General features: G+C 33.3%; 14 protein-coding genes. 6 read left to right on the top strand and 8 right to left on the bottom strand.

What is annotated here, in order from left to right:
* Positions 1-175: 175 nt before the first annotated feature.
* The 7 genes from IDG64_RS03415 to IDG64_RS03385 are packed head-to-tail and all read right to left on the bottom strand — an operon-like array spanning position 176 to position 5,224.
* Positions 176-1,012: an urease accessory protein UreD gene (locus IDG64_RS03415; RefSeq protein ID WP_000344352.1), complete on the bottom strand. Its 837-nt coding sequence runs from the start codon at positions 1,010-1,012 to the stop codon at positions 176-178.
* Positions 1,012-1,626: an urease accessory protein UreG gene (gene ureG / locus IDG64_RS03410; RefSeq protein WP_000002973.1), complete on the bottom strand. Its 615-nt coding sequence runs from the start codon at positions 1,624-1,626 to the stop codon at positions 1,012-1,014. The genes IDG64_RS03415 and ureG overlap by 1 nt, the downstream gene beginning before the upstream one ends.
* A 12-nt stretch (positions 1,627-1,638) precedes the next feature.
* Positions 1,639-2,328, bottom strand: coding sequence for an urease accessory protein UreF (locus IDG64_RS03405; protein WP_000565254.1), 690 nt, complete (start codon positions 2,326-2,328; stop codon positions 1,639-1,641).
* Positions 2,321-2,773 carry an urease accessory protein UreE gene (ureE, locus tag IDG64_RS03400; protein ID WP_000634589.1) on the bottom strand — a complete coding sequence of 151 codons (453 nt, stop codon included), beginning with the start codon at positions 2,771-2,773 and terminating at the stop codon, positions 2,321-2,323. Before ureE ends, IDG64_RS03405 begins: the two co-directional genes overlap by 8 nt.
* Positions 2,774-2,785: 12 nt before the next feature.
* A complete protein-coding gene (gene ureC / locus IDG64_RS03395; protein WP_000008674.1) occupies positions 2,786-4,501 on the bottom strand; it encodes an urease subunit alpha in 1,716 nt (571 codons plus the stop codon).
* On the bottom strand, positions 4,498-4,908 hold the full coding sequence (locus tag IDG64_RS03390; RefSeq protein WP_000612128.1) for an urease subunit beta: 411 nt from the start codon (positions 4,906-4,908) through the stop codon (positions 4,498-4,500). Before IDG64_RS03390 ends, ureC begins: the two co-directional genes overlap by 4 nt.
* 13 nt (positions 4,909-4,921) lie before the next feature.
* Positions 4,922-5,224: an urease subunit gamma gene (locus IDG64_RS03385; protein WP_000545928.1), complete on the bottom strand. Its 303-nt coding sequence runs from the start codon at positions 5,222-5,224 to the stop codon at positions 4,922-4,924.
* Positions 5,225-5,484: 260 nt separating this feature from the next.
* Here IDG64_RS03385 and yut point away from each other — a divergent pair, with 260 nt between their 5' ends.
* From yut to IDG64_RS03355, 6 genes are all read left to right on the top strand, one after another.
* Entirely contained in the window at positions 5,485-6,390 is a 906-nt protein-coding gene (gene yut, locus IDG64_RS03380) for an urea transporter (RefSeq protein WP_000691093.1), read from the top strand.
* Between the two features lie 216 nt (positions 6,391-6,606).
* On the top strand, positions 6,607-7,761 hold the full coding sequence (locus tag IDG64_RS03375; RefSeq protein WP_000999205.1) for an acyl-CoA dehydrogenase family protein: 1,155 nt from the start codon (positions 6,607-6,609) through the stop codon (positions 7,759-7,761).
* Between the two features lie 213 nt (positions 7,762-7,974).
* Complete coding sequence (locus IDG64_RS03370; RefSeq protein ID WP_000735038.1) at positions 7,975-8,883, top strand: ABC transporter substrate-binding protein; 909 nt, start codon at positions 7,975-7,977, stop codon at positions 8,881-8,883.
* A 397-nt stretch (positions 8,884-9,280) separates the two neighbouring features.
* Positions 9,281-10,222 carry a nucleoside hydrolase gene (locus IDG64_RS03365; RefSeq protein ID WP_000163416.1) on the top strand — a complete coding sequence of 314 codons (942 nt, stop codon included), beginning with the start codon at positions 9,281-9,283 and terminating at the stop codon, positions 10,220-10,222.
* 120 nt (positions 10,223-10,342) lie between these two features.
* Positions 10,343-10,897, top strand: coding sequence for a biotin transporter BioY (locus IDG64_RS03360; protein ID WP_000208741.1), 555 nt, complete (start codon positions 10,343-10,345; stop codon positions 10,895-10,897).
* A 71-nt stretch (positions 10,898-10,968) separates the two neighbouring features.
* The gene (locus tag IDG64_RS03355) at positions 10,969-11,739 is read left to right on the top strand and encodes a GNAT family N-acetyltransferase (protein WP_000146741.1); all 771 of its coding nucleotides are present in this window, start codon (positions 10,969-10,971) and stop codon (positions 11,737-11,739) included.
* 171 nt (positions 11,740-11,910) lie between these two features.
* On the opposite strand, the gene fdhD is transcribed toward IDG64_RS03355, so the two are convergent.
* The gene (gene fdhD / locus IDG64_RS03350; protein ID WP_001030825.1) at positions 11,911-12,708 is read right to left on the bottom strand and encodes a formate dehydrogenase accessory sulfurtransferase FdhD; all 798 of its coding nucleotides are present in this window, start codon (positions 12,706-12,708) and stop codon (positions 11,911-11,913) included.
* Positions 12,709-12,758 lie beyond the last annotated feature (50 nt).

Below are 12,758 nucleotides of genomic sequence, written 5' to 3'. Positions count from 1 at the left end.
GCGTTTAATAACATTGAACGATAACAATTTATTAAAACGAAGTTATTTATTCAGCATTGGGACATAAAATTAACTTAAAATTTAAATATTGAAGATGCTTTAATTAAAGTTAAAGACTAGCCATACCTTATTTCAGCTTATTAAGCTTGAAACAAGGTACACTAGTCTTTTTATTTTAATATTTTCTTAGAAAATCAAGTTTACGATCATAAATATTTTCTGCGATATAGCTTTGGATGGTTCCAAGTATTTTCTCTATAATTTGTGTGCGATAAGCAAAAATTCTAACTGCAAAACCATGTGTAGGCAATTGAGAAATAGCAACACGACAATCGAATGTATTGCTATAAGAACTAATGGTTTCATAAACTGAATCGATTAGTTTTTGGTTAACATCTTCATGTATGAAGTAAGCAGAGCCATAATGAGAGTAATGTTCCATATAACCTATTTCATTGATCGATTGTTTATTAGGATTCAATAATAAATTATCATATGTGACTAACTCATCTTCAATATAAATTTCATTTATTAAATGCATATATTGATACTTGAAGGCTTCGCCAGTTTTTGAATAACCAGGAGTTAAAATATCAGTATAAAATAATGAACTAGAATTATTGAGATTGAACGTATTGTGTTGATAAAATTTAGCATTTTCATATGCGATGATTGGATCAGCGACATATTCTAAATATGCGTTATCTTTCAAATTAAAAGTTTGATACTGCTCAACATGATTGGAAGGTGTCTTGTATATTTTTGTTGCACCTTGAGATGTCAATGTCACTTTAGCGTTATCTTCGACATTCACATTCATACGGTAACGATCTCCATCTAAATAACCACCACCTACATTTACTATATAAAATGTAGGAATGGTAGATTGATTTAGATAAACTGGACGTATCACTTTAAGTGCTTTTTCAAAGAAAATATCTCTTGATACTGATCGATTGCCATCGAAAAACACTGTTAAATCAAGTTGCCCAGTCCATTGTTGTTCATCCATTATGATAATCCTTTGAGTAAAGTGTCGCGTTCAATCCAATCGATAACTTCATCCAAACCTTCGTCGGTTTTTAAGTTAGTAAAAGTAAATGGACGTTTACCACGAAATACTTTAGTATCTTCAGCCATTTGTTCTAATGATGCACCTACATAGGGAGCTAAATCAGTTTTGTTAATTACAAAGAAATCTGACTTAATCATACCTTGACCACCTTTACGTGGAATCTTTTCACCTTGAGCAACATCGATAATATATATTGAAAAGTCAACAAGTTCTGGGCTAAATGTTGCTGCTAAGTTATCGCCACCAGATTCTATGAAAATTAGTTCTATATCGTCATGACGTTCTAATAATTCGTCTATTGCTGCAAAGTTCATAGATGCATCTTCACGAATCGCAGTATGAGGACATCCACCAGTTTCAACACCAATGATACGACTTTCAGGTAGAACTCCTGAATTTACTAATATCTTTTCGTCTTCTTTTGTATATATATCATTTGTAATAACGCCGATACTCATTTCTTTTGAAAGACGTTTTACAACTTTTTCAATTAATTGTGTTTTACCTGCACCTACAGGACCACCAATACCAATTTTAATCGGATTTGCCACAATTATAACCTCCTATGATATGAAAATTCTAACATTGACGTTCTCATGCGCCATTTGATTTAGTTCTAAACCAGGCGCTGTCATGCCAAAATCTGCTTCTTTTAATTCGAAAATCTGCTTTCTTGTTTCTTCTATATAAGGAATCATGTGAGTAACTATCTTTTGACCAGCAGTTTGTCCAAGTGGAATAGCACGAACAGCATTTTGAGTTAAACTTGAAACATTTTGATATAAATAGTAATCAATAATCGTTTCAATATCTACACCTAAATGATGGCCTAGCATAGTAAAACAAATAGCTGGATTTAACTTTGCTTTCTTATCTTGCATTTGTTGATGATACCAAGCAATCCATGGGCTATTATAAAGTTCTAAAGCCAATTTAACCATGCGAGTCCCCATTTGTTTTGCACCAACACGTGTTTCTTTAGGTAAGTTTTGAACAAACATCAGTTTATCTATGTGTAATACTTTTTGTGTATCATCATTTTCCAATGCATCATAAACTAAACGCATGGCTAAACCATCAGAATAGGTAAGTTGCTCTTGTAAAAACATTTTTAACCAAGCAATAAAAGTATGATCGTCATGAATTATATTTCGTTGAATATATGTTTCAAGACCAAATGAATGACTGAAAGCACCTGTTGGAAACTGTGAATCACAGAACTGAAATAATCTTAAGTGTGTATGATCAATCATGAGAATGCCCTATATGTCTGAAAGCCTTATTAACTTTACGGTCTTCTCGAACATATGGGATGCCTAAACTTTTTAATAAATCTTCAACTAAATAATCATATTGTACTAGCATTTCAGTCTCTGTAAATTGTGCTGGCAAATGACGATTTCCTAATTGATGGGCTATATCTCCCATTTCTTGCAATGTTCTTGGTTGAATCACTAAAAGATCTTCTGAATTAACATCCACAATAATCATATTATGGTCATCTGCGTATAAAATATCTCCATATTGTAAGTCAATAGGTTGTTTTAAACGAATGCCTATTTCAGTGCCATGGTCTGTAACGACTCTTTGAATACGTTTAACAAGATCTGAATTTTCAAGGTATACTTTTTCGACGTGCTTTTGTTTTTCTGAATTTGACAAATTGGCAATATTGCCTTGGATTTCTTCAACAATCATTCTATGTTCCTCCTAGAATAAGAAGTATCTTTGAGTTAATGGTAACTTAGTTGCTGCATTACTTGTAATTTTTTCTCCATCTACATATACTTCATATGTTTGTGGATCAACGTCTAATTTAGGTGTTGCACTGTTGTTTTTCATATCTGCTTTAGATAATTGTCTAATATTTTTAACTGGACGCACCATGCGTTTTAAATTTAATGCACGATTGATACCATTTTCATAAGCAGTTTTAGACACGAATGTCATTGACGTACTTGTAAGGTTTCCGCCGTATTGACCATACATTTTACGGTACTTCATCGGTTCAGATGTAGGTATAGAACCATTTGCATCGCCATTTACGGCAGAGTTAATTAATCCGCCCTTTACAACTAATTCAGGTTTAACCCCAAAGAAAATTGGGTCCCATAAGACAATGTCAGCTAGTTTGCCCGGCTCGATAGATCCTACATATTCAGAAATACCATGTGTAATTGCTGGGTTAATTGTATATTTAGCGATATAACGTTTGATGCGATTATTATCATTATGTTCAAAATCACCATCTAAAGGACCACGTTGTTCTTTCATGCGATGTGCTACTTGCCATGTTCGTGTAATTACTTCACCTACACGGCCCATTGCTTGTGAATCGGAACTAATCATACTGAATACACCCATATCTTGCAGAACATCTTCTGCTGCAATCGTTTCTTTACGAATACGTGAATCTGCGAATGCGATATCTTCAGGAATAGCCGCATTTAAATGGTGAGTAATCATTACCATATCTAAATGTTCATCTACAGTATTATGTGTATAAGGCAAAGTTGGATTTGTAGATGAAGGTAAAATATTTGAAAATGCAGCTGATTTAATTAAATCAGGCGCATGACCGCCACCAGCACCTTCAGTATGGTACATATGAAGTACACGGTCTTTAACAGCAGCCATTGTGTCTTCCATAAATCCTGCTTCATTTAAAGTATCTGCATGTAATGCAATTTGAACATCAAATTCATCAGCAACATCTAATGCATGACTCAAAGCAGATGGTGTTGCACCCCAGTCTTCATGTACTTTTAATCCAATTGCTCCGGCATTGATTTGTTCAATGAGTGCAGTTGGATTTGTTGCTTGTCCTTTACCTGTAAAACCGACATTAATCGGTAAACCTTCGGCAGCTTCTAACATTCTATGAATATGCCATGGACCTGGAGTTACAGTTGTTGCTTTAGAACCTTCTGAAGCACCAGTACCACCACCAATATGAGTCGTAATGCCACTTTCTAATGCGACCTCTGCTTGTTCAGGATTAATAAAATGAACATGAGTATCAATACCACCAGCAGTGACGATTTTACCTTCAGCGGCAATGATATCTGTTGTTGAACCTATAATAATGTCGACATTATCCATTATATCTGGGTTGCCGGCATTACCTATGGCGAAAATATAACCATTTTTAATGCCTATATCAGCTTTAACCACTTTATCGTAATCGATAATAACGGCATTAGAAATGACAAGGTCTGCAACGTTCACGTCATCACGTGTTACACGAGGATTTTGCGCCATACCGTCTCTAATAGATTTACCACCACCAAAAGTAGCTTCTTCACCATAAACCGCATAGTCTTTTTCTATTTGAGCAAATAGATTCGTATCACCTAAACGAATGGAATCTCCAACAGTTGGACCGTATAAGCTCGTATATTGATTTTGCGTCATTTTAAAGCTCATGATCTTTTTCCTCCTTTTTTATTCACGTTTTCAGCACCGTTATCTCCGAATACACCTGCATATTCATCATTTTCATCAGTTGGGCGATAGACACGTGACTCATCGATAGGACCATTGACCATACCACGAAAACCAAAAATTTTACGTTTGCCAGCATATTCAACTAATTGAACTTCTTTTTTATCCCCAGGTTCAAATCGGACAGCTGCTCCAGCTGGGATATCTAAATGTTTTCCATATGCCATTTCACGTTCGAAATCTAATGCTGCATTTGCTTCATAAAAATGAAAATGTGAGCCCACTTGAATTGGTCGATCTCCTGTATTTTCAACTTCGATAACTGTTTCAGGATGATGGTTATTAATTTCAACCTCTGTACTTTTTGTAATAATTTCTCCTGGTATCATTTGACTGCCTCCTTTAAACAATAGGGTGATGTACTGTGATTAACTTAGTACCATCGGGGAACGTAGCCTCGATTTCGATATCTGTAATCATGTGTTCGACACCATCCATGACATCTTCTTTGTTTAGAATTTGTCTACCATAACTCATTAACTCTGCAACGGTCTTACCATCGCGTGCACCTTCTAATAATTCATCGCTGATTAAAGCTAATGCCTCAGGATGATTTAGTTTCAAACCACGTGCTTTACGACGACGTGCAACTTCCGCCGCCACTACAATCATTAATTTGTCTTGCTCTCGTTGTGTAAAATGCAAATTAAAACCCCCAATTTCATATTAGATACAATTTACAAAATTTATATTAATCCTAATTGTTGTGATAAACAAGTAATATACAAAGTTCAATGTGTAATTAGAAAATTATATTTTTAGCATATCCGAAATTGAAGCAAACAATCTAATCGAAAACAAATAGTGGAATATATTTATGTAAAAAACCAAAATAGTTTTTAATATAACTTTTCATAGAATAGTAGTATATTAATGAGTAATGATTCAAAGGAAAGGTGAAAGATTTGAAGATAATAGATGTACTTTTGAAAAATATTTCTCAGGTTGTGTTAATTAGTAATAAATGGACAGGATTATTTATCTTAATAGGATTATTTGTAGCCGATTGGACAATTGGATTAGCGGCTATTGTAGGTAGTATCATAGCTTATGCATTTGCACGTTACATTAATTATAGTGAAGCAGAGATTAATGATGGGTTAGCCGGATTTAATCCAGTGTTAACTGCCATTGCGTTAACAATCTTTTTAGATAAGTCAGGATTAGATATTGTTATAACAATGATAGCAACTTTATTAACGTTACCAGTTGCTGCTGCAGTGAGAGAAGTTTTAAGACCATATAAAGTTCCGATGCTGACGATGCCTTTTGTCATTGTGACTTGGTTTACAATTTTACTTTCAGGACAGGTTAAATTTGTAGATACATCGTTAAAGTTAATGCCTCAAAACATTGAAACGGTTAATTTTAGCAACAATGATAGAATACATTTCATTCAGTCATTATTTGAAGGATTCAGTCAAGTATTTATCGAAGCGAGTGTAATTGGTGGCGTATGTATTTTAATCGGCATATTGATAGCATCAAGAAAAGCAGCACTCTTAGCTGTTATAGCTAGTTTGTTAAGCTTTATCATTGTAGCTCTATTAGGTGGTAATTATGATGATATTAATCAGGGATTATTCGGTTATAACTTTGTATTAATGGCAATCGCACTAGGATATACATTTAAAACAGCGATTAACCCTTATATTTCGACTTTTTTAGGTGTGTTATTAACAGTAGTGGTGCAACTAGGTACAACAACATTGCTTGAACCGTTTGGCTTACCTGCATTAACATTGCCATTTATTATTGTGACATGGATTTTATTATTTGCTGGTATTAAACATGACAAAGTAGATGCTTGATAGTTAAATCAAACCTAATATTGTTTGAATATCACCTTAAACTATACAGCGAATTGTATAGTTTAAGGTGTATTTTTATGGATAAAATTAAGTGCATACTTAATCGAATTATCAGTTTTCTTTTAATTGTTCACAGCACGTTCCTTTTTATTTTTAAAGTCGAGTGTTAAACTAGGAATAAATAATTTATATTGTGTGTTGTGTGGGGTGACTAATATGAATGATATGGATAATTCCTTTTTAATAACAACGGAAATTCAAAGAAAATGGATTGAAAAATTCAAAGTAATTAGAGATACATTTAAGGCTAAAGCTGAATATAATGATCAACATAGCCAATTTCCATATAAAAATATTGAATGGTTAATTAAAGAAGGTTATGGAAAATTAACGTTACCAAAAGCATATGGTGGTGAAGGTGCGACCATAGAAGACATGGTTATTTTGCAATCATTTTTAGGCGAACTTGATGGTGCCACAGCATTATCTATTGGTTGGCATGTGAGTGTCGTAGGACAAATTTATGAACAGAAATTATGGTCTCAAGATATGTTGGAGCAATTTGCTGTTGAAATTAATAATGGTGCATTAGTTAATAGAGCAGTTAGTGAAGCTGAAATGGGTAGTCCAACAAGAGGGGGAAGACCAAGTACACATGCTGTTAAAGCTGATGATGGGTATATTTTAAATGGTGTGAAGACATATACATCAATGAGTAAAGCACTAACACATATTATTGTTGCTGCTTATATAGAAGAATTAGAAAGTGTTGGTTTTTTCTTAGTAGACAGGAATTTGCCTGGTGTTGAAATTGCCGATAATTGGGACGTATTAGGTATGCGAGCGACAGAAAGTCATGATTTAATATTAAATGATGTAAAAGTACCATTAAAACATTTAGTGGAAACAGAGAAAAGTAAAGCGCCAAATGGTTGGATATTGCATATACCAAGCTGTTATTTAGGTATAGCACAAGCTGCTAGAAATTATGCTGTAGACTTTGCAATCCAACATAGCCCTAATAGTATTGAAGGAACGATTGCAACATTGCCAACTGTGCAACAAAATTTAGGGAAAATGGAAACGCTATTGTTATGTGCGAGACAATTTTTATGGAGTACAGCAAAAGGGTATCAACAATATAAAGATGACAGTCAGATAAGAAATCCAACAAGTGCGAGTAAAGTGATGGTAATGAATCAAGGGCTTGAAGTGATTGATTTAGCGATGAGAATAGTTGGTGCTAAAAGCTTAGAAATGAATCGACCATTACAACGTTACTATCGTGACATGCGTGCAGGATTACACAATCCACCTATGGAAGATGCAGCATATACAAATATTGCTAAGAGTATTACAGATACATTTTAAATTTAAAAAGGTAAATCGATCGTTGATTGGCATAAAGAGATGAAATTTGACGTTCGGATTTACCCTTTTTTGTGGGGATTTATAGGGATGTTAAGATATTTTGTTAAATTTTTTGCGAAAATAAAAAAATAAATAGCACTAGCTATTGTAAATGTATATGCAATCTTGTATAATTTTGGAATAATTGATAATCATTTTCAATAGGAGGAAATTATGAAAAAACTATTATTACCATTAATAATTATGTTATTAGTGTTAGCTGCGTGTGGGAACCAAGGTGAAAAAAATAACAAAGCTGAAACTAAATCTTATAAAATGGACGATGGCAAAACGGTAGATATTCCGAAAGACCCTAAACGCATTGCAGTAGTTGCGCCAACATATGCTGGTGGACTTAAAAAATTAGGTGCAAACATTGTAGCTGTAAATCAACAAGTCGATCAAAGCAAAGTATTAAAAGATAAATTTAAAGGTGTTACAAAAATTGGTGATGGCGATGTAGAAAAAGTTGCTAAAGAAAAGCCAGATTTAATTATTGTATACTCTACTGACAAAGATATTAAAAAATATCAAAAAGTAGCACCAACAGTAGTTGTTGACTATAATAAGCATAAATATTTAGAACAACAAGAAATGTTAGGGAAAATTGTTGGTAAAGAAGATAAAGTAAAAGCTTGGAAGAAAGATTGGGAAGAAACAACTGCTAAAGACGGTAAAGAAATTAAAAAAGCAATTGGACAAGATGCAACAGTGTCATTGTTTGATGAATTTGATAAAAAATTATACACTTACGGCGATAACTGGGGTCGTGGTGGAGAAGTATTATATCAAGCATTTGGTTTAAAAATGCAACCAGAACAACAAAAGTTAACTGCAAAAGCAGGTTGGGCTGAAGTGAAACAAGAAGAAATTGAAAAATATGCTGGTGATTACATTGTGAGTACAAGTGAAGGTAAACCTACACCAGGATATGAATCAACAAACATGTGGAAGAATTTGAAAGCTACTAAAGAAGGACATATTGTTAAAGTTGATGCTGGTACATACTGGTACAACGATCCTTATACATTAGATTTCATGCGTAAAGATTTAAAAGAAAAATTAATTAAAGCTGCAAAATAATTCAGCTATATAAGTTAGTGAAATGAGAGTCTGAAACATATCATCTTTTGATATTGTATTAGGCTCTTATTTTTATAGCTAGAAAGTTAGATATTTGTATTTTTTTAAATAATAAGTGCCGTTGTTATCGTTCAATTTAATTAATGATAGATTAGTATTATTATAGCTAAAGTAGTATACCTGAGAAAATAGCTCAATGTATCTCTTTATTGATAAGTTATATCATAATTATATTAGTGCATACTTTATGGAAGGGATATCAGGGAATGGCTATCAATAAAAGAAGAGGTTTAAAAGGATTACAACAGAATGTTATGATTTTGTAGAAAGATATATAACAACGTTTTATAAAAACATAATATTGTTAATGGAAAATGAAATGTAAGGGGGATTTCGAGTGACTAAGAAAGTTTATTTTAACCACGATGGTGGTGTAGATGATTTAGTATCTCTATTTTTATTATTACAAATGGAAAACGTTCAATTGATAGGGGTCAGTACAATTGGTGCTGATTGTTATTTAGAGCCATCTTTGAGCGCATCAGTAAAAATTATTAATCGTTTTTCAAATGAAGATATTCAAGTTGCGCCATCATATGAACGAGGAAAAAATCCATTTCCTAAAGAATGGCGTATGCATGCCTTTTTTATGGACGCATTGCCAATTTTAAATGAGCCAGTCAAACATGTTGCTTCAAATGTGAGCGACAAAGAAGCCTTTGAAGACATTATTCAAACTTTAAAGAGACAATCAGAAAAAGTAACATTATTATTTACAGGCCCGCTTACAGATTTAGCAAAAGCACTACAAAAAGATTCATCTATCGTTCAGTATATAGAAAAATTAGTTTGGATGGGTGGCACCTTTTTACCAAAAGGAAATGTTGAAGAACCTGAGCATGATGGTTCTGCAGAATGGAATGCATATTGGGATCCAGAAGCGGTTAAAATTGTTTTTGATAGCGATATAGAGATTGATATGGTTGCTTTAGAAAGTACGAATCAAGTACCGCTAACGTTAGATGTTAGACAAAGATGGGCGAATGAACGCCAATATACGGGCATTGATTTTTTAGGAGTAAGTTATGCAGCGGTACCACCATTAACACACTTTATAACAAATTCTACTTACTTTTTATGGGATGTTTTAACGACTGCTTATATTGGTAACAAGGACTTGGTTCATTCAATTGAGAAAAAAGTCGATGTAATAAGTTATGGACCAAGTCAAGGTAAGACATTTGAGTGTAAAGATGGGCGCAAAATTAATGTCATAAATCATGTAGATAACAACGCATTTTTTGATTATATAACTGCACTTGCTAAAAAAGTAAATTAACAGCTGTGTAGAATAATTAAGGTTTTAATTTATATAGAACAACTTATTGTAAACTTTTCATTTCTTAAAGTTTACAATGGTGCTATAATAATGGTCATGAAATACGAAAGGAAGTAAAAAATGACAACAAAACAGTTAGTATATACAGCTTTAATGACAGCGATTATCGCTATTTTAGGAATGGTACCGGTAATTCCACTACCATTTTCTTCAGTACCAATTGTACTTCAAAACATTGGTATTTTCTTAGCAGGTGTGATTTTAGGACGTAAATATGGCACATTAAGTGTTATCGTCTTTTTATTATTAGTAGTTGCTGGCTTGCCATTGTTATCAGGTGGTCGCGGTGGCATCGGTGTATTCGCAGGTCCTTCAGCAGGGTTTTTACTATTATATCCAGTTGTAGCATTCATGATTGGTGCGATTCGAGATAGATTCATCAATGAAATTAATTTCTGGATTTTATTCGTTGGTATTTTAGTTTTTGGTGTTATAGCATTAGATGTTATTGGTACATTGATTATGGGCATGATTATTAACATACCATTTACGAAAGCTATTTCAATTTCATTAGCTTATTTGCCTGGTGATATATTAAAAGCAATTGTAGCAAGTTTGATTGGTACAGCTTTACTTAATCACTCGCAGTTTCGTCAAATTATGGGAATAAAATAATCATATTTAAGATAGTAAAGTAATTGAATAAGTTGCTTTGAAATTTATAAAAGTGAAAGGAGTAGGTGTCAATGGCTAGTATAAGTATGTCAGATATATATTGTAACGGCACTATATTTGAAAATGACGACGAGCAGTTGATTTATTTAACGCCTTCTTTTCCACAACGATACACAAGTAACACATGGATATATAAAAAGACGCCTACCGAAGAGCGATGGCTGAAAGACTTAGAGCGTCAACATCAATTACATACAAATCAAGGTTCAAATCATTATGCGTTTAGTTTCCCGGAAAATGAACAACTTGATAATCATTGGATGGCTATGTTTAAAGATATGAATTTTGAACTAGGTATTATGGAATTGTATGCCATAGAAAGTGATGCGCTTGCCAATTTGCCGCGTAACTCTGACGTTGAAATTGCCATCGTTGACGAGTCGCATATAGATGCCTATTTAAAAGTTGCATATCAGTTTAGTTTGCCATTTGGAAAAGACTATGCAGATGCACATGAAGAAATGGTAAGGGAACATTATCAAAAAGATGTGATTAAACGCTTAGTAGCTTATTTAAATAATGAACCTATTGGCGTTGTAGATGTCATTGAAAGTGAAAATTACATTGAATTAGATGGATTTGGTGTATTAGAACAATTTCGGCACCAAGGAATTGGATCTACAATTCAATCGTTGATAGGTGAATACGCCATATCAAAAAATCACAAACCAATCATATTAGTTGCAGATGGTGAAGATACAGCAAAAGATATGTATGCAAAGCAAGGTTATGTTTACCAATCATTTTGTTATCAAATATTAAAAGAAGATATTGGCAATTAACGATTGATGATAGGTTTGTATTAGAATAAAAAAGCAGTAAGCTGGTTTCGAGTAGAAATCAACTTACTGCTTTTTAAATTGTTTTGAGCTACTTATACTTATAAAAATAGTGCGTTTAAATTGTTGATTCATGTAGAATATCGTTCATTATGACACACTATAATGAATATGTTATTGTTCAGAATCAATGATACGTTCTGGATGACTGTATATATTAAAGCCACCATTTCGAATAAATCCAACTGCCGTAATATTTAGGTCATTAGCTAAGGTTACAGCAAGCGTTGTCGGAGCTGATTTAGATAAAATGACGCCAACACCGATTTTCGCGGCTTTAATTAAAATTTCTGATGAAATACGTCCACTAAAAATTAATACTTTATCTCGGACAGTAATATGTCGCTGGATACAAAATCCATATAATTTATCTAGAGCGTTATGTCTACCAATGTCTTGTCGATGTACAAAAAATGTCAAACCATCGCTTATAGCAGCATTATGTAAGCCACCTGTTTCTTGGTAAATATGACTTGCACTTTGTAATCGAGTCATCATGTTAATAATTTGCATTGGAGTTAAAGTGATTTTAGACATAGATGTTTTAGCGATAGCAGCATCATTTTGAAAATAAAACTCACGACTCTTTCCGCAACAAGATGCAATCATTCGTTTTGTGGAATATTGAAAGCGATCGCCTAAATCTTTATTAAGTTCAACATGGGCAAAACCTTTACTATCATCAATCAGTACAGATTTTAATTCATCTCGCTTTAAAATGGCACCTTCCGAAGCCAGAAATCCAATGACTAACTCCTCAAGGTTTGTTGGACTGCATATAACAGTCGCAAATTCTTCACCATTCACCATAATTGTAAGTGGAAATTCTGTCACATATTGATCTGTTGTATTGAATAATTTTCCATCTTCATATCTAACAATTGGTTGACCTAAAGATACATCTTTGTTCATTATCTAACCCCTTTAATTAGCTTAAACTTTATTTTAAAGCAATTTGCTTA

It is taken from the genome of Staphylococcus sp. EG-SA-15 (assembly GCF_017151895.1).
Classification (GTDB): Bacteria; Bacillota; Bacilli; order Staphylococcales; family Staphylococcaceae; genus Staphylococcus; species Staphylococcus aureus.
The sequence above is the reverse complement of the archived record's forward strand: the minus strand, read 5'-3'. Positions and strand labels throughout refer to the sequence as shown.